This is a genomic window from Vibrio sp. 1401 (genome assembly GCF_033340295.1).
Window position 1 is genome coordinate 185,565 of sequence record NZ_JAWOWF010000002.1, and the last position, 26,095, is coordinate 211,659.

Sequence of the window (26,095 nt, forward strand, 5' to 3'; positions counted from 1 at the left end):
ATACACGAGCTCGTGACTGCGCTCTAATTCGCATGCATTTATGGCATAACACCTTACAGTGTATGGATTTTATGTTTGGAGCGAGTTCACAAAGGTGATAAATTAGCGAGATCATTTTCGCTTGTTAGCTTTGAAAGAGTAAGATCAAACGAAACGAGCAAGATCCAATGAACATTTCATATTATGAATGCTTTTATAAGATTATCGCTGAGCCTTATTGGGATTAGCCTACTGACCGCTTGCGGCGATGAAATTGACCACAATGATATTCGCAAAGCTGGCTTTGTGTTTTGCGGACAGGGTAAGCCGACCACGTTTAACCCTCAGCTTATTGATAGCGGTATTACCGCAGAGGCTCTGAGCCCGCAGCTGTACGATACGCTGCTCACGCTCGATCCTAAATCACATCAGCCCGTGGCAAGCATCGCCGAGAGTTGGTCAGTAAATGAATCAGGGACGGAATACACGTTTAAGCTTAAACGTGGTGTTCAATTCCAAACCACGCCTTGGTTCACACCCACTCGCCCATTGAATACAAAAGATGTGGTATTTAGCTTCAAGCGAATCATCGATGTAGACCATCCTTTTCACCAAGTAGGTGGTGGTTTTTATCCATGGTTTGCAGGGTTAGATTTTCAAAACCTACTCCAAGACGTGGTTGCAATAGATGAGCATACGGTAAGGTTTACGTTATCTCAGCCAAACTTTTCTTTCTTGGCCAATATTGCCACCAGCCATGCGGTTATCTTGTCTGCGGAGTATGGACAGCAATTGGCAGCAAAAGATCATAAAGAAGAAATCGACCAACTTCCTATCGGTACCGGCCCTTATCAATTAAAAGAGTACCAAGTGAACGATTTGATTCGATTAGAGCGTCATTCTAATTACTGGAAGTCACCAGCAAAAATGGAACAAGTGGTGTTCGATATCTCTCACAGAGGCACGGGTACATTAGCTAAACTTTTAAGAAACGAGTGTGACGTACTCTCTTCACCTATTTCGAGCCAAATACCTGTCATTCAAGAAAATGACAACCTTGAGCTGACGGCTACACCGGCTAACAACGTTTCCTTTATTGCGATAAACACAGAAACCACCGCGCTGAGTGATGCTCGAGTTCGCCAAGCACTTAACTTAGCGATCAACCGTCAAAATATTTTAGATTCGGTTTACTACGGAACTGGCTCCCAAGCTTATACCTTGCTACCACCTAATTCATGGGCTTATCAAAAAGACAGTGTAAAAATTCGTTATGACCGGAATTATGCATTGGCACTACTTCGAGATGCAGGCTACGAAGACGGCCTAGAATTGACCATGTGGGTACCACTTGAACCACGTGCTTTTAACCCAAGCCCTCGTAAGACTGCGGAGTTAATCCAAGCGAATTTTGCCGATATTGGGGTTAAATTAACGCTACTGACCGATGATAGGTTTGAACGTGTGGATTTGGAGAACATCAACGATATCGATTTACTTTTAACTGGTTGGATTGGTGATACCGGGGATCCTGACAACTTTTTCCGCCCTTTATTATCTTGCGAGTCTGACCGCGTTGGCCTTAACGTGTCCATGTGGTGTAACGATGACTTCGATTTCTTGCTCGATTTGGCGTTAGAAACTCAAGAACCGCGTTACCGTTTGAACCTATATCGCCAAGCACAGAACATTTTGAATCAAGAGTTCCCGGTTATTCCTCTGGCGCATGGCGTGCAGTTCCGTGTGCACGACAAATCGCTGACAGGCTTCAAATCAAGCCCTTTCAATGCCCAACCGTTTGATAGAGTTGAGAGAATTCACTGATGTTTTGGTATACCGTTCGACGCTTTAACCTATTTATCATCACTTTGATGATCCTTACATTAGTGGGTTTTTCTCTGCTTCGCCTTGACCCTCTCTCGCACTGGGCAAACGTTGATTTTTGGTCTGGTTGGCAAACTTACTTAATCAACCTTTCTCAGCTTGATTTTGGCATAAGTAAAAACGGCAACGCGATTTATGACGAGCTCGCCGTCGTATTCCCTGCCACTTTGGAACTGTGCTTTTTTGCCTTTTTGGTGTCCCTTTTGATCGGTATTCCACTTGGAACCGTGGCTGGGATGAAGCAAGGTAAATGGCTCGACACCAGCATTTCATTCATGTCGATGTCTGGTTATTCCGCCCCAATTTTTTGGGTAGCTCTGCTACTTATCATGGTCTTTTCATTGGAATACCAACTCTTTCCCGTTGCGGGACGGTATGATTTACTTTACGAAATTGATCATGTAACCGGGTTTGCCATTATCGACGCATTCATGGCGAAAGGCGAATACCGCGCTCACGCACTGCAAAGCGTTATTGAGCATATGGTACTGCCATGTTTGGTGCTCGCTTTGGCTCCAACCACCCAGGTTGTCGGACTAATGCGCTCCTCGGTAGCGGAAGTGATGAGCCAAAACTACATCCGTGCAGCGAGAATCAAAGGTCTTTCGAACCGCGAAATCGTAACTCAACATGTATTGCGGAATGCGATACCGCCTATCATTCCCAAAGTTGGTGTTCAACTTTCGAGTATGATTACCTTAGCTATCATCACGGAGTCTATTTTTAACTGGCCAGGTATTGGTCGTTGGCTTTTAGATGCGCTAGCAAGCCAAGACTATGCATCTATCCAAGCTGGCGTGATGGTACTTGCGACTTTGGTTCTTACCGCTAACATACTCTCGGATTTGATTGGCGCGATGATTAACCCTTTAGTTCGAAAGGAATGGTATGCTAACAAATAACGTTTATCAGGAAGAGCGCATTCCAACACAGTTTGAGCGTTTTTGGCGAAGCTACCGCGCCAACGGACTAGCCATGTTTGGCTTGTGGTGCTTGGTGTTTATCGTCCTTATTACCATTTTTGCGCCCCTACTTGCACCATTTGACGCCCAAGCACAGTCAGGTGAGTTGCTTGTGCCGCCATCATGGGCCCCTGCAGGAACGGTTGATTACTTTTTGGGGACCGATGACTTAGGTAGAGATATTCTTTCGCGCCTGATTATGGGCTCTCAGCTAACATTTGGCGCTGCTGTCGCCATCACCGCAATTGCTGCCGTTGTAGGCTGTTTAATTGGCGTATTGGCAGGTATGACGAAAGGCTTACTGTCGAGTACTCTCAACCACTTGCTCGATACCGTCATGTCTATCCCGTCGCTCTTATTAGCAATCATTTTTGTAGCATTTCTCGGCTTTGGTGGGTTCAATATTTTACTCGCAATCTGCTTGGCATTGATTCCGCGTTTTATTCGCTCTGTTTATATCGCAGTCCACACCGAAGTTGAAAAAGACTACATAATGGCGGCACGCCTTGATGGCGCTAATGATTTCTACTTACTGTGGAGTTCAATTCTTCCTAACATTCTGACGGTCATTGCCGCTGAAATCACACTCGCGCTGTCTGCTGCGATTTTAGATATTACGGCACTGGGTTTTCTTGGCCTAGGTGCACAGGCCCCAAGCACCGAGTGGGGAGCAATATTAGGTGACTCTGTCGAGCTTATTTATATTGCACCTTGGACAGTGACCCTACCCGGCCTGACCATCATGTTTACTGTTATTACCCTAAACTTAGTAGGTGAAGGTGTACGTCAAGCGCTTAATGCGGGGATCGAATAATGCCGTTGTTAGATATTCGACATTTGACCATTGAGATCGAAACACCTCAAGGGTTGGTCAAAGCCGTTGACCGAATGAGCCTAACTTTGAACGAAGGCGAAATTCGTGGTCTTGTAGGTGAGTCTGGTTCAGGGAAAAGCTTAGTTGCAAAAGCGATTGTCGGGGTAAGTAAAGATAACTGGCGCATCACCGCAGACCGTATGCGCCTTGGCAATATTGACTTGCTTCAGCTTACACCAAAAGAGCGTCGGCGCGTCATTGCTCGTGATATTGCGATGATTTTCCAAGAGCCTTCAACTTGTCTTGACCCTTCAGAGGAAGTCGGGCGTCAATTGATTGAATCCATTCCATCTCGCGCATTTGAAGGGAAATGGTGGGAGCGATTTAAATGGCGTAAAAAACAGGCCATCGCGCTTTTGCATAAAGTGGGTATTAAAGATCACAAGCGTTTAATGGGTAGCTACCCTTATGAACTGACTGATGGTGAGTGTCAAAAAGTCATGATTGCCATGGCGATAGCGACCAAACCAAAGTTGCTGATCGCAGATGAGCCAACCAACGACTTAGACCCGATTACTCAATCGCAAATTTTGCGTCTGTTGAGCCGCATGAACCAACTTAATAACACAACCATTTTGCTTATCGGCCACGACTTAGCGACCATAACACAGTGGGCAGGACGTATTACGGTAATGTATTGTGGTCAGTCGGTGGAGTCTGCCGATACCAGTAAAATCATTGCGGCACCCAAGCACCCGTACACCGATGCCTTGCTTAAAGCGATGCCTGACTTTAATGATTGGGTACCACACAAGCAAAAACTCCAATCCCTACCGGGCTCGATTCCGCCATTGCAGCATCTGCCTATCGGTTGTCGCCTCGGACCACGTTGCCCATATGCGCAGAAACAATGTGTAGAAATTCCACACACCAGACGAATTAAGAATCATAAATTTAACTGCCACTTTCCATTGAACACGGAGAAAAAGTCATGAGTGCGTTACTTGAAGTCGATAATTTATCGAAGCAATTTGTTACGCGCTCCCGTCTGTTCAAACGTCAGGTTAATGAGGCAGTTAAACCGGTAAGCTTTACTTTAGAGCCAGGACAAACTATTGGTTTTATTGGTCAAAACGGGTCAGGAAAATCCACACTAGCTCGTATGCTTGCTGGCGTTGTTGAACCAAGCTCCGGAGAGATCCGTGTGAATGGCGAACGATTGGAGCACAAAGATTACGCGACACGCTGCAAGCTCATCCGCATGATTTTCCAAGATCCAAACACATCGTTAAACCCACGTATCCAGATTGGTCGTATTTTAGAAGGTCCGCTAAAGCGAAATACCAACATGCCGCCAGATGCGCGCATGCAGCGTGTAAAGAACACCCTGCTCCGCGTAGGATTGCTGCCTGAGCACGCCTATTTTTATCCACAAATGCTAGCTGCCGGTCAAAAACAGCGCGTATGTTTGGCTCGTGCACTTATTCTTCAACCTTCCATCATTGTCGCTGATGAGGCGTTAAACGGTTTGGATATGGCAATGCGCTCGCAGATCATTAACTTATTCCTCGAGTTGCAAGAAGAGATGGGATTGTCATTTGTGTACGTGTCTCAGCACATTGGCATTGTTAAGCATATTACTGATAAAGTGATGGTGATGCATGAAGGTGAAGTGGTCGAGTTTGGCGAGACCAACCAAGTACTGACTCATCCCGAGCATCCTATTACTCAAAGACTAGTCGAAAGCCACTTTTATAAAGCGCCAAGCCATCAAACAAAATAGCTTATCAAAAATGTAATCGTGCAAATGTAAAGAAGCCTGCTTTAACGCAGGCTTCTTTATTGCATGGGGACTAATCAAAAAACTAACGGCGGCTCGCTTGTTTGCGTAGTTCAAAATCAAACTCGTCAGGAAACAATACGACCCCTTCTTCATTTTGATTTGGGAATACAACAATCGATAGCTCGTCATCCTCTAGACCAGAGGTCCAACGGCTGTGCCACTTGTTTAAAGAGATCGCTTCTGGCTCGCAATCTTCCCAATCACCATTCGCCCATTGCAAAGCAAACTCTTCGTTTGGCCATACTGGTACACAATCATCATCTTCTGTATTTAACATGACACAGCCATGTTCGTCTTTCAGAATCCAAACCTTACGATTCGCCACAATCTCTTTTACGCAGTACTTTAAACGTTGCTCTTCGTTGTAGCGATTAATGGTATCCATCTGCTCTTGGGTCAGTTGCTCAGACATATTCGTCTCCTATTTCCCATAGAAAAATGCCCGCAGCTAAGCGGGCATTTAAAGTATATGCTAGAAAATTAAGCTAGTTCAGTTTGAAGCCAAGGCCAACCTTGCTTCTTACGGCTTAGCGTGTTTTCCATCATTAGCATGCCGTCTTTTTCGTGCTTAACAAGCTTCTCAGCCCACTCACCTTTGTATAGAAGACGAGTTTGAGCAGTCGTGATGTCTGTTAGCATTACAGCAGCGAACGCTAGGTTATCTTTCTCACAACGAGATTCTAGGTCTGCTTCTAGTGCTTCGATCATACCGTCAACTTGCTCAAGAGTTGCAAGTTCAACCTGACCAACCACTACGTCACGACCGTTGAATGGGTAACCTTTAAGGTCTTTCTCAACAAGCTCAGCCGCTGATAGACCTTCGATGTTTGTTTTAGCAATTAGAAGATCTTTAGTGAACGCGTCCACATCTTGTACGTCTGCGATTGCCGCTAATTCAGCAACGGCATCTTTGTCTTTTTGTGTACAAGTTGGAGAAGCAAAACCTACTGTGTCAGATAGAATTGCTGACATCATTAGCTTAGCAATTTGTGGAGTAATCGCGTGGCCTTCAATCTTGAACATGTTGAATAGAACAGTGTTGGTACAACCAACAGGCCAGATCCATGCTTCCATTGGGTTTACTGTCATCACGTCACCTAGACGGTGGTGGTCAACAATACCCGCAATTTCAGCTTCTGCGATATCGTCTGGTGCTTGTGCTAGATCTGAGTAATCTACTAGCCAAACGGTCTCACCCGCAACTGATGTGCGAAGCTCAGGAACTTCAGCGCCAGCAACTTCTAGGATGTGCTGAGTTTCACGGTTGATTTCGCCTTGGCGAATTGGCATAGCTTCAACGCCACGCGCTTTTAGAAGTTCAGTTGCAACGAGTGCACTACAAATACTGTCACTGTCTGGGTTCTTATGACCTACAACTAGAATCATGTTTCTTCCTATTCAAGTCAATTTTATACGCCGCCTAATACAGTTAATTAGGGCGTGTTTGCTCACAAAGGCCGATACTTTACCTGATTTCAAAGAGTTTGACACGAAGAAAAGTTCACAATGCTATTGCGAATAAATCTCATTTACATATAATGATAATTATTCCTATTTGCATTTGAGTAAACGATGAACGCGACCCAATTATTACACTCTGCACAACAGTTGTTTCAGCCTACTCAGTTTCGTTTAGCTTATAAGCGATTGCTGATCCCTATCGTCATGCTCATTTTGCTAGGCAATGAAAATACACGTGACGTAGCCGTACAGACGCTATCCGACTCATTCTGGGCAGTGTCATGCTATGTTGCTGCCACATTGGCTATTTATCATTATCTTTCAAACTTTATGTCGAAAACCAATCGAATTACCGAGCTATATCATCGCTCGCGTAATCATCAGGTTTTCTTTGCTTCTTTGTTGGGTGCTTTGCCTGGCTGTGGTGGCGCTATTGTTGTGACAACGCAATTTATTAGTGGCCGAGTGGGATTTGGTGCGATTGTCGCGGTACTTACTTCAACAATGGGTGACGCTGCCTTTTTACTTCTTGCCGCCAAACCAAGTGTTGGATTAGGCGTGGTTGGATTAGGCATTATCGTGGGTACTCTTTCAGGGTTAGTCGTTAATGCTTTTCATGCTGATAACTTTCTGCGACCAGAACCAAAAGAAGCACCTCAGACACATGCTTGTTGCCAACACCAGACAGACCGACACACGCCTCTTGAACAACGTGCAATCAATCTACAAGGCGCATTTTGGAAATGGCTTATTGTGCCTGCTAGTGTCGTTGCTGTGTTAATGTCTTTCCAAATAGATATTAATCAGTTGCTATCTTTGAAAGCCAACACCATTGAATGGCTGGGCGCTATCTTCGCGGTGATCACAATGTCGTTGTGGGCTATGACAAAAGAGCTCGGCGATTATCAGTCAACGGTCTCTGAAGATGAAAAAATTGTGGACTCGCATCCAATTCAAAAAGCGGCTCAAGACACAAACTTCGTCAGTGCTTGGGTGATCGTCGCTTTTCTGGCGTTTGAACTGACGACCTATTTTTCTGGAATCGACCTCGTAGAAACCTTTTCTCATTGGGGGATATGGATGCCATTAGCTGGCCTAGCCATTGGTATGTTGCCTGGTTGCGGACCGCAAATTTTAGTCACTAGCCTGTACATCTCTGGTGCAGCGCCACTTTCGGCGCAATTGGCAAATGCGATTTCTAACGATGGTGACGCCCTATTCCCCGCCATTGCTATGGCACCGAAAGCTGCTTTGGTCGCGACTATTTATTCGTCCATTCCTGCGTTTATTGTTGGATACGGGTATTACTTTTTATTCGAGTTCTAACGCCCAGAGCATCAAAACGAGAAAGGAGCCGCAATAGGCTCCTTTCTTGATCTTGGTATTAGGCGATTTACTTCACGTTATGCTGTAACGATCGCTTTCGCATTGAGCCCTTTATCCACGCTCACCATTAACAACTGGCAAGGTTCTTGGTTTAGCTTTTCCCCTGTCCAGTAATCATACCAGTCCACCGGTTGATCAGACGTCAGCGTAAATTCCATCGCTCCGTAACTCGCATAATTAAACAAACAATGGAGGTCATTCTTCGTCGTTAGTTTTAAAAACGTGTGATTTAAACTCAAAGCGGTAAACTTTGCAGATTGCTGGTTACGTTGTTGACGTAACATGAGCTTAGCCAGTGTCTTCTTAGCAAACGGCGTAATCTCAGGGAGTGGGTCGCCAGACAGCAGCAAACCACCACTCGCTAATAACACCGTGCGATGAAATTCATACTCTTCTCTGGATGCAGATTGATTAGCTAATGAAGTGAATGTCGCGCAATCCGGGTCAATTTGCCACAGTTTTCGGTGCTGCCAACTACGGTAAAAGGTTTCTCTGGCTATCTGCTCGAATCGACGACTATGACGCTCTACATCGTCAGAAACACGCATTGCATCCACAAGCCCCAGAGATGGCCACATTGGCGCGTTGCAACCTAAAAGCCACGCATCACCAGCGCCTTTGGCAATCGCTTCCATTCCTAAGCGATACGCCTCAACGCCTGTAATACCAGATTGTTTACGAACACCTTTTAAGGTGCCCCAATAGTTCGCGTCTAGCTTGAACAACTCAACGCCCCACTCTTGTCTCATGACAGAGACTACATTCGTCAGATGGTCTTGCACTTCTGGATTTGAGGTATCGAGTATGTACCAAGGTGTGCAGCGCCAACCACCGTATGTGACATCTTCTGCTTTAAGTAAGCTTCCATCTTTGTGGCGAACAAACCAATCTGGATGCTGTTTGAAGATCTCCGACTCAGGCTGAGCAATAAAGGGCGCCATCCAAATCGCCGGCTTTTTGCCTTTTGCACGGATACTATGAATGAGCTCTTTTACGCCACCAGAAAACTTATCTGATGGGGTTAACCAATCGCCCATAAAGGCTTGATAGCCATCATCCAGAAGTACCCACTCCAGGTCTTCGAGCTTATCTTGCATGCAATCAACGTTCTGCATGATGTTTTGCTCTGTCACGTCTGCGTAGTACGCGTACCACGAACACCAACCAACAGGCGCATCTTGTGTCACACCTTGGCGAACAGGATGATGCTTTGCAATCATCTCGCCATAGGTTTGATAAAGCTCGGACACCGATTGACCACAGAGTACCGCCACGGATTCAAGTTGATTACTTTCCCAATCCGCCACTTGAGTCAACTCACCATCAATTGCGGCTGATAAAACCCAATGCCCATCACGCAGCACAACATCAAAATAGCCTGCAAAGCGATGACATGATGTGAAGCCAAATAATGTGTAGCCCGCTGAACCTTCCACCACTAAATAGTTGTAATAACGCTTAGGTGCATTTTTAGGGTAGATTCGATAAGAAGGATTATTGTCTGGGCAGCGACCAATATCAACGGGGTGATTGATCGTTCCCGCCGTTTGCGCCAACATTTGAAAACCATCCCCAATTACGTTGGCCTCGTGCTCGTACAAAAACGGCATTTCGAATAACACTTCACGGTCCGTAAAGGTTTTATTGTGAAGGCCAGCAAAAGAAAAATGTAATTGATTACCCTCGACTTCAACTTGGAAGTCATTGTTATTCACAGTGATCTCAGTGTGATTTGCTAATTGAATGCTCTGAGCCATAAAGAGTCTACTCACTTAATTATTATTGTTTAGCTTGGCGCATTATCTCCTGCTTGTCTCACCCAATTCGTTACCATCATCACGAATACCAGTCTCGTTTAACGTTATGAAGTTACTATTGAGACAACGCTCACTGAAATTTTGATAAAAAAATACCAGCCCTGAGGCTGGTATTTGGATTTATGCAAACTGCACTAATTAAGCAACTTCGATCGGACCACCAAATGAAGTGACTGGCGGCACTTTACCTGTGAACTTCTCGAAGTCTACGATACATGTGTTCGCAGAAGTCGCCTGTGCAAGCTCAGAAGAACCGATGTCTTGCGTTAGGGTGTTAGGATCACCGTAGGTACAGATTGCGCCTTCTTTCTCGTTTAGAGGACCGTACCATGCACCTTCTTCGATACGAATAACGCCACGTGGGTAGCTGTCAGTCAAAACAGCACCAGCTAACAGCTGACCACGACCGTTGAATACACGTACCAAATCACCATCTTTGATACCTTTTGCTTTGGCATCCGCTGGGTTGATGTAAACCGGCTCACGACCTTGTACCGCGTAAGTCGCGCGGAACTCTTCAGACTCACACATTTGAGAGTGAAGACGCTTATCAGGGTGGCAAGACTGCAACCAGAATGGGTATTTATCTGAACCAGGACCACCGTGTGAACGCTCTGATTTTTCGAACCACATTGGGTGCTCTTGACAGTGTTCGTAACCGTAACGGCCGATCTTGCGTGATGTAATCTCGATGAAGCCAGACGGTGTACCTAGTGGGTTAAGCTCAGGGTCTTTACGGAAGTCCGCATGACGAACCCAAGGTTTACCTTCACCGAAGTCTAGTACGCTCTTCTCCCAGAACTCGTTGAATTCTGGCATTTCAAACTTACCTTCGTTCGCTTTTTTACAATCGTTGTAAAGGCTTTCGATCCATTCCATCTCGCTCATACCACGAGTGTATTCTTCGCGGCGACCAAAACGCTGAGTGAGTTCACTCATGATTTGGAAGTCAGGCTTAGATTGGAACAATGGATCAACGAGACGATGCATCGCAATCAGACCTTTGTTCGAGTATGAACCGTATACGTCGATGTCGTTACGTTCCCATTGCGTACACGCCGGTAGAACGATATCTGAGAAACGACATGTCGCAGTCCAAGCAAACTCGATCGTTACAACCGTTTGAAGTTTGCGGAACGCTTTCTTCATGCGGTTACGATCTTGATGGTGGTGCCATGGGTTACAACCCGAGATAACCATCATCTTGAAGTCTGGCAGTTTCACTTTACCGCCGTTGTAGTTGATCTCTTTGCCAGGTTCTAGCAGACAGTCGATCCAACGTGCAACTGGGATAGTACGACTGTAACCGTTAAAGTCGTTGTTGTCCCACATCGGTTTCATACCTTGGTCAAGGTTACGAGGGAAACCACCAGGGCCCGCGAAACCAGTAGAAGGCACACCGATACTTGAGTAATGGTGACCGTAAGAGATACCACCGCCAGGTAGACCGATTTGACCAACCATTGCAGCAACCACAGCCGCTGCCCAGTATGGCTGCTCACCGTGCTCTTGACGCTGGATACACCAACCCATCAGGATCTGTGTACGACCGCTGACTAGCATGCGTGCGAATTCACGGATCTTGTCCGCTTTCACGCCACAAATCGCTGCTGCCCATTCGGGCGTCTTCTCTACTTTGTCTTTTGTCTTACCTTGAACGTATTGAATGAACTCTTCAAAGCCTAGACAGTAAGTATCAATGAATTTCTTATCGTACAGGTTTTCGTTGTACAACACGTGTGCCACAGCGAGCATGAACGCTACGTCTGTCAGCGGGTTGATGTACAAGTGATCGTTCTCTAAGTAGCGCTGAGTTTTGTTCTTCACTGGGTCTACAGATAGAACGTTGATCTCACCTTTCGCCACTTTTTCTTTTAGTTGTGCAAGGTACTTAAACGACTCATGCGTTTCACAGTTCCAACCTACTTGAAGGTTTTTCACTGGGTCGTTAGCCCAAAGAACGATGTTGTCAGAGTTTTCTAGGATCTCAGACCAAGACGTACCTTGTGCATAAACTTCGGTTGAGCCTAGCACGTACGGCATAATGGTTTGACCTGCACCCGTCGAGTAGTCACCTACTTTAGTGATGAAGTTGCCATGCATACCTACTGCACGTTGCATGTGCGCAGTACAGTTGTTAAATGAACCCGTTTGGTTCCAACCTGTTTGACCTGCATGCAGCGCCCATGGGCCGTAGTCTTTTTGAATACGTTCTAGTTCACGGTAGAACAAGTCTAGCGCTTCATCCCAAGTTACTCGGATGAAACGGTTGTTACCGCGAGTATCCGCGCTGTATTTGTGTTTCTTCAACCAATCTAGACGAACCATTGGGTAACGAACACGTGAAGGGCTGTAGATAATACCCTTAATGCCGTTCAACATTTCTGTTGGGTTTTTGTCTAGCTCTAGCGGCTTGATCTCTTGAACTTTACCCGCGTAGATGTGGGCGCGGAACGCGCCCCAGTGAGAACCGGTTACTTTCCAAGTACCTGTTGTCTCAACGGCATTTGCAGAGGCGGACGCCAATAAGCTAGGACCAATTACTGACGCTGCACTTGTGGTTGCTACACCTTTAAGAAAACTTCTTCGTGTAATAGCCATTTAAAATTACTCCAATCCGACGCTTATTAGTGGTGACCTTCAGCATAATCTGAAGAGTGTTTCTGTAGATACTTCAAGATCAGTGCTTCACTGTCTGTATCTAGGTTAACGAACGCCAACATACCGTCGAACATACCTGGCCAGGTGTTCGCGTCGAAGTGCGCTTCCGCAGGTTGAGTGTGACATACAGAACAATTGGTCTTGTAGGCTTCACGAGATTTTTCCCAAACAGGATTGATGTCGTTCAGCATAGACTCTTTCTTAATCCATACTTTCGCCGCTACTTTTTCCCAAGGAAGGCCTGTTAGCTCATCCACTTTTTTCTCACCAGTCGTCACAATGTTGCTGTCTGTTGCTGCTTCTTTCATCAGAGACGCAGTCGCAATGTTCTTACCGAAGTCTTCTTGAATTACACGACCAAAACCTTTTGCTTTGCGCCAACCGTCAATTTCGATCTCAACAAACTCGCCTTTGTCTTCAAGAACTTTAACGGTCGATGCAGGATTAAGAAGACCAGCTTCTTTACTGCCTTGCGCATCAAAGTAAATTGGTAGGTGACGAACGCTCACGAGTTGCTGACCAACGCCGTAATCCGTGTTAGAAGTCATACCCTCTAGATCACCCACGATACCGCCAATGCTGTCCATGCCTGCTGGTAGGTTGTGCGCAATACCCTTGTGACAGTCAACACAGCTTTGATCTTTCTCAGCGGCTTGCTTCATTTGGATACGAGCCGTAGGAGACATTTGCTCGAAATCCATCGATTCGTAGTTGTGACAGTTTTTACACTCCAGAGATTTGTTTGCCGAGAAACGATCCCATTCGTGTTTAGCAAGTTCGATACGACGCTCTTCGAACACACCCGGTTCGTCGTAGTTGCCAAATACTTGTGCAAATACTTCTTTAGAAGCTTGCATCTTACGAGCGATCTTATCTGTCCAGTTATGTGGAACGTGACAATCAGGACAGGTAGCACGAACACCAGAGTGGTTTTTCCAGTGCACCGTTTCTTGTAGCTCAACGTACACGTTGTCACGCATTGTGTGACAACTAATACAGAATTCTTCTGTGTTGGTTGCTTCTAGAGCGGTGTTAAAGCCACCCCAAAAGATAACACCAGCAATAAAGCCGCCCATAGTCAGCACACCTAGGCTGATATGTACAGCTGGGCGCGTCATGGTACGCCACAGTTTAATGATTAATGATTTCATTATTTGCTCTCTTAAAATCTTTTCAAAAGTGTGGTTATGAGCTCACTGGCTTACATGCCGTGCGCGCCTGGAGGTCCAAAGAAGAAGACTTGCAACATCCAAACGATGAACCCGTAGCCGCCAACAAAGGCCACACTCAGAATTGGGAAGAGAACAACTGCAATGAAGAGGAACGACTTCCACTCCAGGGAGCGTTTTTCACCACTCTCAATTTTATTAACATCACTCATACATTTGCCTATTTTGTATCTAGTGTTATTGAAAAGCCCGCGTAACCAAGCTTAAGTTTTTTACAATCTCTAATGGAAAATGTTAGACCATACTAATAGTAGGGTTCAATCAAATAAGCGACCTCAGACCTTGTAATTCAACACTTTTTTGAGCTCATCCAGAGATATGATGGATTGATGTTATTTATTAAAAAACATGAACAGATGTGACAAAATAAGTCTTTTAAGGAGTTGTTAAATAAACAACATTTAAGAAACATCGATCACATTTAAATCGTAATTACCATGCCATAAATCGACTTAAAAACTCCGAAAAAGATAACCACTTGTAAACAGAATGCTGCGTATTAATGTCTAAAATAGCACTCAAGGTTTACTTTAAGAACAGCAAAAAGTGCACATAGTGGTTCATATAAAGGGGAGGCTTAGATACAATTATTCGCGTATTTTCAAGGAGCGATTATGGATAACGTGGTGGATATAAGCTGGGTCAAACTGGCACTGTTTGGTTTGATTTTATTGGTCCCCTTCTTTATCAATGCCCGCTACAAATTAGGGATAGCAAAAGACACGATAATCAGTGTTATCCGAATGACATTTCAGCTCATATTGATTGGCGTGTATTTAGAATATCTTTTTCAATTAAACAGTTTACTTGTCAATATACTTTGGCTTGCCATCATGCTACTGATTGGTGCCAGCTCAATTGCGGGAAAAGCTCAGTTACCTAAAAAGCCACTTATGCTTCCGCTACTAACGGGCCTTACCTGTGGTCTAATACCACTTCTGATTGCAATTACAGCAGGCCTAGTGCAACCATCCCCTATTTACAATGCGCAGTACATGATCCCACTTGCTGGTATGTTATTGGGTAACAGCTTGAGTAGTAATATCATCGCTCTTCAGAATTTGTTTACGGCTTTTGAGCAGAGACAAGCAGAATATGAGGCTGCAATCTCACTTGGAGCCTCTCCTCGCTACGCCTCCTTCCCCTTCATTCAGGAGGCTCTTAGAAAGTCCCTTGCCCCGACTTTAGCTTCTATGGCCACTACAGGGCTGGTTACCTTACCGGGTATGATGACCGGTCAAATTCTAGGTGGCGCGAGCCCGATGGTTGCGATTAAATACCAGTTAGTAATTATGCTGGCTATTTTCGTTATGTTGAGTGCCTCCGTAACCATAACGTTAGAAATGACATTGCGCTGGGTACAAACCAAAGAAGGCCGAATCAAGATAAAAATCGAGCAACCCGAATCGACCAAAACTCACGGTTAGTTGGCGCTTGTGGGTAAAGCCCGTTAAACAACTTATGTTGCCAAGTCGAACGTACTTATAACTGAATAACTCAACTATTCTTCGAGCACTCATCAAGACGCTTTCAGATGAAAAGTCAGGCAGAATTCTTTTTGATATAAGCCTCTAATTTTATGAAATTTTCTTTGCAAGTTTAGATACGCACGACCTTTGATACAGGTTATCCACAGAAAATGTGGATAAGCCCCCAAAACCCATACGCAACCAGAAACATAGCAACATAAGTGATCAATCGAATCGTCATGCATTGATCACGTGACTGACATGTTCTAATTTTAAAGTAAAGGCAGTGACCACAAACTTGGAGAGACGTACATGGATGTCTTAATGATCAAAGAAAATTACGATGAACTCCTGTCCGATGCACCTCTGGATTGGCTCGTTCAAGAACCAAAGGAAGTAACTTCTCATTGGCTCCCAACCGATTTTGGCATCAACGAAGAGTTGATTTAGCATGACTCGACTTATTTGACATTTGCAGAGACAAATAAAAAGAAAGGCGAACCATCTGGTTCGCCTTTCTTGTGATCTTCTAAACTTATCGCAAATGGTTATCTCCATCGCGTAGATAAATCATCCAATACCACATGCCAACAAATACGCCACCACCAATAATGTTTCCTATCGTAACAGGAATTAGGTTGTTTACGATGAACCCCATCATGTTTAAGTCCGCGTAGTTTGCAATATCTGCCCCTGTCATTTGCCAAAACGCTTCTGGCGCAAAGTACTTAATACCAATCGCCATAGGTACTTGGAACATGTTCGCAATACAGTGCTCAAAACCTGCCGACACGAACATAGCCACAGGCAAAATCATGACCGCTATTTTATCTGTCAATGTTCGCCCACTAAACGTCATCCAAACTGCAATACAAACTAATACGTTACACATGATGCCAAGCGCAACAGCAGCAAAGAAACCATGATGTAATTTGTGTTGGGAGATCGCCATCGCGTTAAGACCAACTTGGCCATGATCAAACATATATTGCTTGGTAACTAGCATACAGGCCACGAGCAAAATGGCCCCAACCATATTGCCAAAGTAAACCACCAACCAGTTTTTGATAAGTGCTTGCCAAGAGATTTTTCCACTCGCACGCGCAACTAGTGTCAGTACAGAGCTAGTGAAAAGCTCGCCGCCAGTAACCACCACCAAAATCAAACCAAGGCTAAATGCCAGACCACCAATGAGTCGTGTAATGCCCCAAGGCAGCTCGCCTGCGCCTGTCGTTACTGTGGTATAGAAGATGAAAGCAATACCAATATGAAGCCCCGCAGAAATGGCGAGCAGAAAAGATTTGATTGGAGCTTTCGTTGCTTTGCCTACCCCCACTTCAGCTGCGCGTTCCGCAGCTTGTGGCGGTAATAGTGAGTCAAACTGATTAAAGTTCATTCTGGTGTAACATTTAGAAACATTTAAAGAGGCGCGGATAATCGCTCTATTTCCCTATTTTTTCAAGTGCTATTTGGCGTGTTTACTAAAATCGTTGTTATTGGGAGATCAAGCAATAAATAGCGCCTATCATTCGCTACCGTAAGTATCATTGATACTTAACAAGTATTCGACCTTTCGAACAAAGATCCTGCGTTATATCAGCCTGATAGCGCCATACTTAACACTTCTTGTCGTTGAATGTTGCCCAACGCTACTTTTCAGACTAGCTTGGTAAAAAAAGCGCAAAGGAATCATTTATGAAATATTCAGCTGAACATATCGCCGAATTGAATCTACTTCTTCAGTTCGACCTAAGTAGTGCTGCAACTGGTATTAAAGTTCATACAGACGCGTCAGAAGAAATGCAGGCAGCCGTTGCTCGTCTATATGAGAAGCAACTTTGTACACAGCCTGACGGTGGTTATCTAACAGACGAAGGCATTGAAGTTGCAGAACATGCAGATAAGATTTTAAGAGTTTTGTCTGTGTAATTTGAACAAAAAACGCCACCGAACTCGGTGGCGTTTTTTAGTCCTATATTTTTCCTGTCGATGCCTGCGGCAATAATCGCTTTTTCATTTTGCTAAATGGTTGAACCTTGTCATACAACCAGTTAAAACCAGTAGCATAAAATAGGAAGAAAACGAGGAAGCCGGCTTCCAGCATCAGAGCTTGAAGAAGCGTAATTTCTAAGAACCAGGCAATCACAGGTAGAGAGATAAAGATCAATCCTCCCTCGAAACCAACAGTGTGTCCAAGCCGCATCGCTAAACTTCGCTCAGCTCGATTGCCACCAAACCACTTATCAAAGTACAAGTTGTAGATGTAGTTCCATATCACGGTATACATGCTCAACCCGACCCCAACCAACGCAAGATCACTAGAGCCCTTTCCAGTGATCAATGAAGCCGCTGGTACAATAATCGCGAGTGCGATTAACTCAAAAAGTACTGCATGAAAAATTCGTTCGTTACGAGTCATATTTCTCTGTCCAAATAGTTCTACTCAATGCTTAGAATTTTATCTATTATTTAGATAACCAAAAGTTAGATACCATCGGTTTAAGCGATATGTTTACCATCGAACAACTGCAAGCTTTTATTGCTACATCAGAAGCAGGATCATTTTCAGGAGCAGCTAGAAAACTGGGGCGAGCTCAATCTGTAGTGAGCCAGCACATCATGAATATGGAGATCGACTGTGGCGTTGAGCTTTTTGATCGATCAGGCAGGTACCCTAAATTAACTGAGAATGGCCTCGCGCTCGTACCTTATGCACAAGCAACAATCAGCCAACTCGACCGCCTAAACAATAGGGCATCGCAGCTCTTTTCCACGCCAACGAACAAATTAGTCTTAGCTATTGATGAAGGGATTCCTCTGACTCGCTTGCCGGATGTGCTAAAGAAGTTAGAGCAACGCTTTCCACACTTACAAGTTGAATGCTTAACGGCATCAAGCCCTGATATCATTGAATTGGTTAAGTCGGAACGCGCCACGACTGGGATTATTTTGAGTGATTTACAAATGCCAAGGCACATCGATTTCACCAATCTTGGCAATATTGCATTTGATGTCTATGTCTCTTCAACACATCCTTTAGCAAAGCAGCAAATCACTCACATTGATCAACTAAAACAACATCGTCAATTGGTCATACGATCCAAAAGTGCAGAGCCATGTGGTCTCAATCAAGCATTTAGCCCAGATATCTGGTACGCTGATAACTACTATATTTTGTTGGAATTGGCGAATAAAGGGTTTGGTTGGTGCTTTCTACCACAGCATTTAGTCGCGTATTCACCTAATACATTAAAAAAAGTTGGGGATGATTTCACAAAACTGGCTTGGCAAGTCAATGTTGACCTTATTCAGCACCAGAAATGGCATTCAGATCCCCTCCATCAACAAGCCAAAGCAGAACTGCTCAACCTATTCGGGCAGACATAAGTAAGTAGGAAGACCCAAATGGCAAATACATTGATCGTAGGTGCAGGCTGGCTCGGAACTCCGCTAGCAGAAACATTGATGAAAGATGGCCACTATGTTGTTGTCACTCGTCGTAGCCAAACTCGATTAAAAGAGTTACCCACCTCATTAACTCACTCCGCATTGTTCGATTTCAATCAATTGAACGCCACAGCACGGCTAGATGAGCTGCTCAAACAGCATCAAATTACGCACGTTATCGGTGCTTTTCCTCCAGGATTTCGTAAAGGACGCGGTCAAGAATATGCACAGCAATGGCAAATACTTGCCAACGCAGCTAAGCAAAACAACGTTGAAAAACTTCTCATGATCAGCTCTACAACGGTTTACCCTAACCTTGCTTCCGATATGGAAGAAGCTGACGCGTCAATCTCTTTAGCAGCCGAAAGCCCTTATTTCTCTGACAATGCACGTATTATGCTTCAAGCAGAGCAGCATGTTATCGACTCGAATATTAGCTTTGTTATTCTACGTTGTAGCGGATTAATCGGGCCAGATAGACACCCATCTCGCTTTGCAGCAAGGCTTCAACAAGTTAGTCGTAAAGCACCAGCTAATATGCTTCATCAAGATGATGCTGTCTCGGCTGCGAAATTTGCCTTAGGCAATTTAAGCAACCAAGTCATTAATGTTACGACACCTCATACTGTCAGCAAGGCTGAGTTCTACCAAGCTGCCATAAACAAAATCGGAAGTGAGATACCTCTTCCACCCGTCACAGAGCAAGCTGACAAGCGTATTCTTGCTGACAAACTACTCTCACTTGGTTATCGATTTCACTTCAATTCAACTTTGGATGCGCTATGAGACTCTATAGACATATAGAAACGCTTTGGGATTACATGCAACTTAAACATGAACTGAAGCCTGCGGACTGTTTGTTTGTGATGTGCAGTAATGATGTGCGTGTAGCGGAGCACGCTGCCAAGCTCTACCACCAAAAGTTGGCACCTTTGATTGTATTTTCAGGGGGTGAAGGTCGCTTCACAGATGGACTGTTTGAAAAAAGCGAAGCAGAAACCTTTGCCGAGATTGCAAAGTTGTCGGGCGTTCCAAGCAAAGCAATTTTGCTCGAGACTAAATCCACAAACAGCGGAGAAAACGTCCGCTTTACTGAGCAACGATTAAAAGAGGAAGGAAAACAATGTTCCTCGTTTATTCTGGTACAAAAACCGTTTATGGAGCGTAGAGCAATCGCGACATTTGAAAAACAGTGGCAGTCACCCTACACTCAGCTCCAAGTAAGCTCTGCGGCTCTTCCATTTTTTGAATACATTAATGAAGACATGCCATTAATGATGGTGCTAGAAGCACTAATGGAAGATTTCTCTCGCGTAAAAAGCTATCCAGAGAAAGGATTTCAAACCGAGCAGAACATCCCTCAGCAAGTCGAATCTTCTTACCAGGTTTTACTCGAGCGGTTTGGTTTTGACTTAGTCTAACTTTTTCTAACCGACAACAAAAAGCCACCAAGTTCGGTGGCTTTTATGTATCAATACGGCTTATTTACCGAGCGCTTCTTTGTAATGTTGGCGGCATACGGAGACATACTTATCGTTACCGCCGATCGCAACTTGATCGCCTTCTTTAATTGCCACGCCGTGTTCATCGGTACGAATAACCATATTCGCTTTGCGGCCGCAATGGCAGATTGTTTTGAGCTCAACCAGCTTGTCCGCCCAAGATAATAGATACTTACTGCCTTCAAAAAGTTCGCCTAGAAAATCGGTGCGAAGGCCGTAACACAATACTGGAATATGCAACTTATCAACGACTTCAGTAAGTTGATAAACTTGTTCTTTCGACAAGAACTGACACTCATCAACAAGAATACAGTGACGTTTTTCAACCTCATTCAGAGCTGCGATCTCCTGATACAAATTGGTATCCTGACGAAATAAATGTGCGTCAGATTGAAGACCAATACGAGAGCTCACTTTACCGACACCAAAACGATCATCTAGCGCAGCCGTAAAAATAACTGGCGTCATGCCGCGTTCTTGATAGTTGAAAGAGGATTGAAGAAGCGTTGTTGATTTACCCGCATTCATTGCTGAGTAATAGAAATACATCTGAGCCACAGAGCATTACCTAAAGTTAAAGTTTTAATTTATGGAAATGGAAAATAAAAGGGCTGAATTATCAGCCCTTTAAAAATGAAAATTCAATTACTTACGACGCCACGTTGTGCCTTCTGGACCATCTTCCAGAACAATGCCCATTTCGGTCAGCTTGTCACGAGCCATATCTGCATTCGCCCAATCTTTCGAAGCACGAGAGTCGTTACGCAGCTTGATCAGAGCTTCGATTTCAGCCACTTCATCATCGTTACCCGCATCACCTTTTAGGAAGGCTTCAGGATCTTGGTGAAGAATACCGATCACGTCAGCTAGTTCACGCATTAGCGCACCGAGTTCGCTCGCTTTCTCTAGGTTTTCTGTTTTCAGACGGTTAACTTCTCGCGCCATGTCGAACAGAACTGAGTACGCTTCTGGTGTGTTGAAGTCATCGTTCATCGCTGCAGTGAAGCGAGATACGTACTCTTCACCACCAGCAGGCGCCGCGTTTAGGTCTAAACCACGTAGAGATGTGTACAGGCGCTCAAGCGAAGCACGTGCTTGGTTTAGGTTATCTTCGCTGTAGTTTAACTGGCTACGGTAATGACCAGACATTAGGAAGTAACGCACTGTTTCAGCATCGTAGTGACCAAGAACGTCACGGATAGTAAAGAAGTTACCTAGAGATTTAGACATCTTCTCACGGTCTACCATTACCATGCCGCTGTGCATCCATGTGTTCACGTATTGTGTATCGTGTGCACAGCATGATTGTGCGATTTCATTTTCGTGGTGTGGGAACTGAAGGTCAGAACCGCCGCCGTGAATGTCGAAGTGGTTACCTAGGATTGAAGAGTTCATTGCTGAACACTCTATGTGCCAACCTGGACGACCAGGACCCCATGGTGACTCCCACGTTGGTTCACCCGGCTTAGACATCTTCCAAAGTACAAAGTCTAGAGGGCTGCGTTTTGCTGTTTCGATATCAACGCGCGCGCCAGCTTGAAGCTGATCAAGGTCTTGCTTAGAAAGCTTGCCGTATTCGTTGAACTTACCCACTTCAAACATTACGTCACCGTTATCTGCAACGTATGCAAAACCGCGCTCGATTAGCTTCTCAACCAATTCGATGATTTCAGCAATAAACTGTGTCGCACGAGGTTCAACGTCCGGACGTTTCATGTTCAGCGCATCAAAATCAGCGTGCATTTCACCAATCAAACGCTCAGTCAATGAATCGCAAGACTCACCATTTTCTGCGGCACGTTTGATGATCTTATCGTCGATATCTGTGATGTTACGTACAAACGTCAGATCATAGCCCAAGTAGCGAAGGTAACGTGATACAACGTCAAAAGAGACGAAAGTACGACCGTGACCAATGTGACAGAGATCGTAGATGGTAACTCCACAGACATACATACCGACTTTGCCAGCTGTAATTGGTTTGAATTCCTCTTTCTGTCTTGTGAGTGTGTTATATATCTTTAACATGATCTCTATCTATGATTGTGAATGAATAAAAGAAGATGAGTATATCAACTCCAACCTAGTTAGGTAATAGCAATTAACCGATAAAACGATAATCGGCTAAACTTCAAGCACAAAACGAAGAATTTCCTCTTCCTGAGTTTTTAAAGCACTAGAACTTAGGCTAGAATCTCGGGCTCAACACAACACAGTAAAGGAAAGTAGCATGATCACCCTTCACACTAATTTTGGTGACATCAAGATTCAACTAAACGAAGAGAAAGCGCCAGAGACAAGCGCAAACTTCCTTCAGTACTGCCGCGACGGTTTCTACGACAACACGCTTTTCCACCGTGTTATTGACGGCTTCATGATCCAAGGTGGTGGTATGGAGTCTGGTCTACGTGAAAAAGCGACTCGTGCACCTATCAAGAACGAAGCAAACAACGGCCTAAGCAACAAAGTGGGTACACTTGCTATGGCACGTACTATGGAGCCGCATTCAGCAAGCTCTCAGTTCTTCATCAACGTAAACAACAACACATTCCTAGACTTCCGTAGCGAAAGCCTAGACGGTTGGGGTTACTGTGTGTTCGGTGAAGTAATCGAAGGCATGGACATCGTAAATAAGATCAAAGGCGTTAGCACTGGTTCTTACGGCATGCACCAAGACGTACCTCTAGAAGACGTAGTAATCACTGGTACAACAATTGAAGAGTAATTCTTAGGAATTATTTTTAAAAGATAAGTTAATGGGGAGGCATAGCTTCCCCTTATTTCTATGACGACATTATTTATTTCCGATCTTCACCTTACCCCATCACGTCCTGATATCACGGAATGTTTTGTGACGTTCATGCGAACAGAAGCAACAAAAGCTGATGCACTTTATGTACTCGGCGATCTGTTTGAGTTCTGGATTGGTGACGATGACAACACCCCTTTTGCAGACCAAATCCGTGCAGAATTTAAAGCACTGACGGATGCGGGTGTGCCAACTTTTTTCATCCAAGGCAATCGAGATTTTTTACTCGGCAAACGCTTTTGCAAAGAAACCGGTATGACATTACTCGACGATGTCTGCACGATTGATCTTTATGGTCAAAAAGCCGTAATCCTACATGGCGATACGCTCTGCATTGACGATGTGAAATACCAAGAGTTTAGAAAAACCGTTCACAAGCCATGGCTACAATGGTTGTTTAACCGTATTCCTTGGTTCATTAAGAAGAAAATTGTCTCAAAAGTTCAATCCGATATTCGTGATGATAAAATGAGCAAGTCATTAGATATCATGGACGTCAACCAAAATGAGGTCGAGAAAGTGATGTCTCAGAACTGCGTCAACTTAATGATTCATGGTCACACACATCGCCCGAACACACATTTTTTTGACGTCGATGGCGTTAAAAAGACCCGAATTGTTTTAGGGGATTGGTATACGCAAGGCTCAGTTTTAAAAGTAAATTCTGATAGTTTTGACCTACAAACGAGACCGTTCATACAGAATTTGCGTTAAGCATGTAGAGCGTGTAGAAGATTCACGCTCAAGTCGTAGATATTTTGTAAAAAATCGCTATTATCATAATACTAAGTTAAACAGAACGAAGTACCTAATTGAAGTATTCTTACGTAGCTCGCCAACCGATTCTGGATAGAGAAAAACGAACCATAGGTTACGAACTCCTCTTTCGAGACGGCCCTAAAAATACCTTCCCTGAAGTAGAACCAGAGCTGGCTACTAGTCGACTGCTATCCGATCATTTTTTGTCGACGCATTACAACACATTAGGAAACAAACTTGGCTTTGTTAACTTTCCGCATCAAAGCTTGGTGAACTTGGTCCCAACTTTGTTCCCTAAAGAATCTCTCGTCATTGAAGTCCTTGAAGACTGCGAACCGACAGAAGAACTGTTAGAAGCCATCAAGCACCTTCATGAGTGCGGATACAAAATTGCTCTGGATGATTTTGTTCCGACGAAAGCTTGGAAGCGTTTTCTTCCATACGTTTCCATGATCAAGTTTGATATTAGACTTGTGCCGATCAAGAAAGCTGCCATTTTTATTCAGGCGTTGAGCCCATTTAAAATCGACTTTCTTGCGGAAAAGGTAGAGACCTATGAAGAGTTTGAGCAAGCTCTAGAAGCCGGTTTTAACTATTTTCAAGGGTATTTTTTTAGCAAACCTGAGATGATCCAGAAAAAACGGTTGAACCCCGCGTTTCTTACCGTCATCCAACTTTGTAAAGAGATTGCTGATAAGCCCATCGACTTCAATGAGGTTGAACGTCTGTTTTCGATTGATGTGACGCTGTCATACAAGCTGCTTACTTACGTAAATTCAGGATATACATTAACGACTAAGATCAAATCGTTCAGACAGGCGCTTATTTATCTGGGTGAAGAGCGACTACGACGCTTTATTTCCTTAGTTGCAATTGCGTCCGTTCAAGAAGATAAACCTGACTCTCTTTACTCTTTAGCGATTCAGCGTGCACGAATGTGTGAACTGTTACTTAGTCAAATGAACACTAGGTATGACCCTGGGCAGGCTTTTTTGACAGGCATGTTTTCTTTACTCGGATCTTTGCTCGATCAACCGCTCTCGGATGTCATTGAAGATATCCCCGTTGACGAAGATATAAAACTCGCATTAACCAGTCGAAAAGGCGTACTTGGTCACTTACTTTCGATGACGATCGCCTACGAACAAGCGGACTGGGAGTTAGCCGAGCGATATTGCACCGTTCTTAAATTAACCGAACCTCAATTAGCAGACGCTTTTAATCAATCGACGGAATGGGCTCAAGAACTGCTGTCTCAAACGCCCTAAATCGCTATAATGCCTCACCTCCAGCCTCGCAATTGTGAGGTTGTTTGTTTTTACCGCTTAATTAATCGAGATTTCATTTTATGGCTTCTTCTTGCCCTTGCGGATCTAACCGCACCTACCAACAGTGTTGTGAAATTGCCCACAATAACCACGCTGACGTCACCACTCCAGAGCAGTTAATGCGCTCTCGTTACAGTGCGCATGTGTTAGGTCTAGTCGATTACGTGGTGAACACGTACCACCCAAGCTGTAATGCAGAAGAGCAACGTGAAGACATTGCCCAATCTATCGACAGCGATTGGTGCAAACTTGAAGTTGTAAAAACAGAAGCTGGCAGTAATGACAATGAAGGCTTTGTAGAGTTTAGCGCTTATTTTGATGAAGACGGCAAACGCTACTGCATGACAGAGCGTTCTCGCTTTGTAAAAGAAAATGGGCTTTGGTACTACATTGACGGCACGTTTCCAGAAGAAGAGCTAGAAGAAGAACCAGAACAAGATCCTCGCCTAAACCAACCAGTGAGTAGCCTAAAAGTAGGTCGTAACGACCCGTGTATCTGTGGAAGCGGTAAGAAATTTAAGAAGTGTTGTGGGTAAGATCATCCACTCCTAGCTTATTGAGCTCGATTTAATTGGATTCTTGACTTCGCCTAGGTTCGTTGGAGTGACGTTAATATATGTACCTATTTGAAGTAAATAACTCTACTGCAAGTACCATTAGAAAATATACCGTCATTCTGAACAGCGAGGGACGAGCGTGATTCAGAATCTAATCGCCACCAGCACTGTTGCCGGTTTTTGCCCCG

At 44.4% G+C, this 26,095-nt stretch carries 26 protein-coding genes; 16 read left to right on the forward strand and 10 right to left on the reverse strand.

What is annotated here, in order from left to right; genetic code table 11:
* The first annotated feature begins 183 nt into the window (after positions 1-183).
* Genes sapA through R7Z77_RS02135 form a run of 5 tightly spaced genes read left to right on the forward strand, consistent with a single transcriptional unit; the run spans position 184 to position 5,422 of the window.
* On the forward strand, positions 184-1,803 hold the full coding sequence (gene sapA, locus R7Z77_RS02115; protein WP_064353806.1) for an ABC transporter substrate-binding protein SapA: 1,620 nt from the start codon (positions 184-186) through the stop codon (positions 1,801-1,803).
* A complete protein-coding gene (locus tag R7Z77_RS02120; protein ID WP_005378122.1) occupies positions 1,803-2,765 on the forward strand; it encodes an ABC transporter permease in 963 nt (320 codons plus the stop codon). The genes sapA and R7Z77_RS02120 overlap by 1 nt, the downstream gene beginning before the upstream one ends.
* Positions 2,752-3,639, forward strand: coding sequence for an ABC transporter permease subunit (locus R7Z77_RS02125; protein WP_005378123.1), 888 nt, complete (start codon positions 2,752-2,754; stop codon positions 3,637-3,639). Before R7Z77_RS02120 ends, R7Z77_RS02125 begins: the two co-directional genes overlap by 14 nt.
* The gene (locus tag R7Z77_RS02130; protein WP_005378126.1) at positions 3,639-4,634 is read left to right on the forward strand and encodes an oligopeptide/dipeptide ABC transporter ATP-binding protein; all 996 of its coding nucleotides are present in this window, start codon (positions 3,639-3,641) and stop codon (positions 4,632-4,634) included. The genes R7Z77_RS02125 and R7Z77_RS02130 overlap by 1 nt, the downstream gene beginning before the upstream one ends.
* Positions 4,631-5,422 carry an ATP-binding cassette domain-containing protein gene (locus R7Z77_RS02135; protein ID WP_005393308.1) on the forward strand — a complete coding sequence of 264 codons (792 nt, stop codon included), beginning with the start codon at positions 4,631-4,633 and terminating at the stop codon, positions 5,420-5,422. The genes R7Z77_RS02130 and R7Z77_RS02135 overlap by 4 nt, the downstream gene beginning before the upstream one ends.
* Before the next feature lie 82 nt (positions 5,423-5,504).
* Here the strand turns inward: R7Z77_RS02135 and R7Z77_RS02140 are convergent, their stop codons facing one another.
* Together R7Z77_RS02140 and R7Z77_RS02145 are read right to left on the reverse strand one after the other, a co-directional pair.
* Positions 5,505-5,894, reverse strand: a complete 390-nt coding sequence (locus R7Z77_RS02140; RefSeq protein ID WP_005378129.1) for a DUF2750 domain-containing protein — start codon at positions 5,892-5,894, stop codon at positions 5,505-5,507.
* Positions 5,895-5,962: 68 nt separating this feature from the next.
* Entirely contained in the window at positions 5,963-6,868 is a 906-nt protein-coding gene (locus R7Z77_RS02145; RefSeq protein WP_017634678.1) for a manganese-dependent inorganic pyrophosphatase, read from the reverse strand.
* Positions 6,869-7,054: 186 nt separating this feature from the next.
* On the opposite strand from R7Z77_RS02145, the gene R7Z77_RS02150 reads away from it, so the two are divergent.
* Positions 7,055-8,269 carry a putative manganese transporter gene (locus tag R7Z77_RS02150; RefSeq protein ID WP_025766868.1) on the forward strand — a complete coding sequence of 405 codons (1,215 nt, stop codon included), beginning with the start codon at positions 7,055-7,057 and terminating at the stop codon, positions 8,267-8,269.
* Between the two features lie 77 nt (positions 8,270-8,346).
* Here the strand turns inward: R7Z77_RS02150 and R7Z77_RS02155 are convergent, their stop codons facing one another.
* The 4 genes from R7Z77_RS02155 to torE all read right to left on the reverse strand — a co-directional run bounded on the left by R7Z77_RS02155 (position 8,347) and on the right by torE (position 14,188).
* Positions 8,347-10,086: a glycoside hydrolase family 36 protein gene (locus R7Z77_RS02155; RefSeq protein ID WP_213967365.1), complete on the reverse strand. Its 1,740-nt coding sequence runs from the start codon at positions 10,084-10,086 to the stop codon at positions 8,347-8,349.
* A gap of 198 nt (positions 10,087-10,284) precedes the next feature.
* A complete protein-coding gene (gene torA / locus R7Z77_RS02160) occupies positions 10,285-12,747 on the reverse strand; it encodes a trimethylamine-N-oxide reductase TorA (RefSeq protein ID WP_213869549.1) in 2,463 nt (820 codons plus the stop codon).
* A gap of 26 nt (positions 12,748-12,773) precedes the next feature.
* A complete protein-coding gene (gene torC / locus R7Z77_RS02165; RefSeq protein WP_005378139.1) occupies positions 12,774-13,958 on the reverse strand; it encodes a pentaheme c-type cytochrome TorC in 1,185 nt (394 codons plus the stop codon).
* Positions 13,959-14,008: 50 nt separating this feature from the next.
* Positions 14,009-14,188, reverse strand: a complete 180-nt coding sequence (torE, locus tag R7Z77_RS02170) for a trimethylamine N-oxide reductase system protein TorE (RefSeq protein ID WP_005378141.1) — start codon at positions 14,186-14,188, stop codon at positions 14,009-14,011.
* Positions 14,189-14,650: 462 nt separating this feature from the next.
* On the opposite strand from torE, the gene R7Z77_RS02175 reads away from it, so the two are divergent.
* Together R7Z77_RS02175 and R7Z77_RS02180 are read left to right on the forward strand one after the other, a co-directional pair.
* The gene (locus tag R7Z77_RS02175) at positions 14,651-15,463 is read left to right on the forward strand and encodes an ABC transporter permease (RefSeq protein ID WP_033905097.1); all 813 of its coding nucleotides are present in this window, start codon (positions 14,651-14,653) and stop codon (positions 15,461-15,463) included.
* Positions 15,464-15,817: 354 nt separating this feature from the next.
* Positions 15,818-15,955, forward strand: a complete 138-nt coding sequence (locus R7Z77_RS02180; RefSeq protein ID WP_005378145.1) for a hypothetical protein — start codon at positions 15,818-15,820, stop codon at positions 15,953-15,955.
* An 85-nt stretch (positions 15,956-16,040) separates the two neighbouring features.
* On the opposite strand, the gene focA is transcribed toward R7Z77_RS02180, so the two are convergent.
* Positions 16,041-16,901: a formate transporter FocA gene (gene focA / locus R7Z77_RS02185; RefSeq protein WP_033905096.1), complete on the reverse strand. Its 861-nt coding sequence runs from the start codon at positions 16,899-16,901 to the stop codon at positions 16,041-16,043.
* 299 nt (positions 16,902-17,200) lie between these two features.
* On the opposite strand from focA, the gene R7Z77_RS02190 reads away from it, so the two are divergent.
* Positions 17,201-17,434 carry a TIGR02647 family protein gene (locus tag R7Z77_RS02190; RefSeq protein ID WP_005378148.1) on the forward strand — a complete coding sequence of 78 codons (234 nt, stop codon included), beginning with the start codon at positions 17,201-17,203 and terminating at the stop codon, positions 17,432-17,434.
* Between the two features lie 43 nt (positions 17,435-17,477).
* Here the strand turns inward: R7Z77_RS02190 and R7Z77_RS02195 are convergent, their stop codons facing one another.
* Positions 17,478-17,924, reverse strand: a complete 447-nt coding sequence (locus tag R7Z77_RS02195) for a PACE efflux transporter (RefSeq protein ID WP_005378150.1) — start codon at positions 17,922-17,924, stop codon at positions 17,478-17,480.
* Between the two features lie 89 nt (positions 17,925-18,013).
* Here R7Z77_RS02195 and R7Z77_RS02200 point away from each other — a divergent pair, with 89 nt between their 5' ends.
* From R7Z77_RS02200 to R7Z77_RS02210, 3 genes are read left to right on the forward strand one after another with little or no spacing between them, the layout of a single operon-like run.
* Complete coding sequence (locus R7Z77_RS02200; RefSeq protein ID WP_005378151.1) at positions 18,014-18,892, forward strand: LysR family transcriptional regulator; 879 nt, start codon at positions 18,014-18,016, stop codon at positions 18,890-18,892.
* Between the two features lie 18 nt (positions 18,893-18,910).
* Positions 18,911-19,738, forward strand: a complete 828-nt coding sequence (locus tag R7Z77_RS02205) for an NAD-dependent epimerase/dehydratase family protein (protein WP_017634682.1) — start codon at positions 18,911-18,913, stop codon at positions 19,736-19,738.
* Entirely contained in the window at positions 19,735-20,373 is a 639-nt protein-coding gene (locus tag R7Z77_RS02210; protein ID WP_017821723.1) for a YdcF family protein, read from the forward strand. Before R7Z77_RS02205 ends, R7Z77_RS02210 begins: the two co-directional genes overlap by 4 nt.
* A 60-nt stretch (positions 20,374-20,433) precedes the next feature.
* On the opposite strand, the gene R7Z77_RS02215 is transcribed toward R7Z77_RS02210, so the two are convergent.
* Together R7Z77_RS02215 and cysS are read right to left on the reverse strand one after the other, a co-directional pair.
* Positions 20,434-21,012: a thymidine kinase gene (locus R7Z77_RS02215; RefSeq protein ID WP_005378154.1), complete on the reverse strand. Its 579-nt coding sequence runs from the start codon at positions 21,010-21,012 to the stop codon at positions 20,434-20,436.
* Between the two features lie 87 nt (positions 21,013-21,099).
* Entirely contained in the window at positions 21,100-22,482 is a 1,383-nt protein-coding gene (cysS, locus tag R7Z77_RS02220) for a cysteine--tRNA ligase (protein ID WP_033905095.1), read from the reverse strand.
* Positions 22,483-22,684: 202 nt separating this feature from the next.
* Here cysS and R7Z77_RS02225 point away from each other — a divergent pair, with 202 nt between their 5' ends.
* The 4 genes from R7Z77_RS02225 to R7Z77_RS02240 all read left to right on the forward strand — a co-directional run bounded on the left by R7Z77_RS02225 (position 22,685) and on the right by R7Z77_RS02240 (position 25,886).
* Positions 22,685-23,179 (forward strand): peptidylprolyl isomerase, encoded by a 495-nt coding sequence (locus R7Z77_RS02225; RefSeq protein ID WP_005378156.1) that lies wholly within the window; start codon positions 22,685-22,687, stop codon positions 23,177-23,179.
* A 60-nt stretch (positions 23,180-23,239) separates the two neighbouring features.
* On the forward strand, positions 23,240-23,977 hold the full coding sequence (gene lpxH / locus R7Z77_RS02230; RefSeq protein ID WP_005389817.1) for a UDP-2,3-diacylglucosamine diphosphatase: 738 nt from the start codon (positions 23,240-23,242) through the stop codon (positions 23,975-23,977).
* A 98-nt stretch (positions 23,978-24,075) separates the two neighbouring features.
* Positions 24,076-25,290: an EAL and HDOD domain-containing protein gene (locus R7Z77_RS02235; protein ID WP_005378158.1), complete on the forward strand. Its 1,215-nt coding sequence runs from the start codon at positions 24,076-24,078 to the stop codon at positions 25,288-25,290.
* Positions 25,291-25,370: 80 nt separating this feature from the next.
* Positions 25,371-25,886 (forward strand): YchJ family protein, encoded by a 516-nt coding sequence (locus R7Z77_RS02240; protein WP_033905094.1) that lies wholly within the window; start codon positions 25,371-25,373, stop codon positions 25,884-25,886.
* The last annotated feature ends 209 nt before the right edge of the window (positions 25,887-26,095 follow it).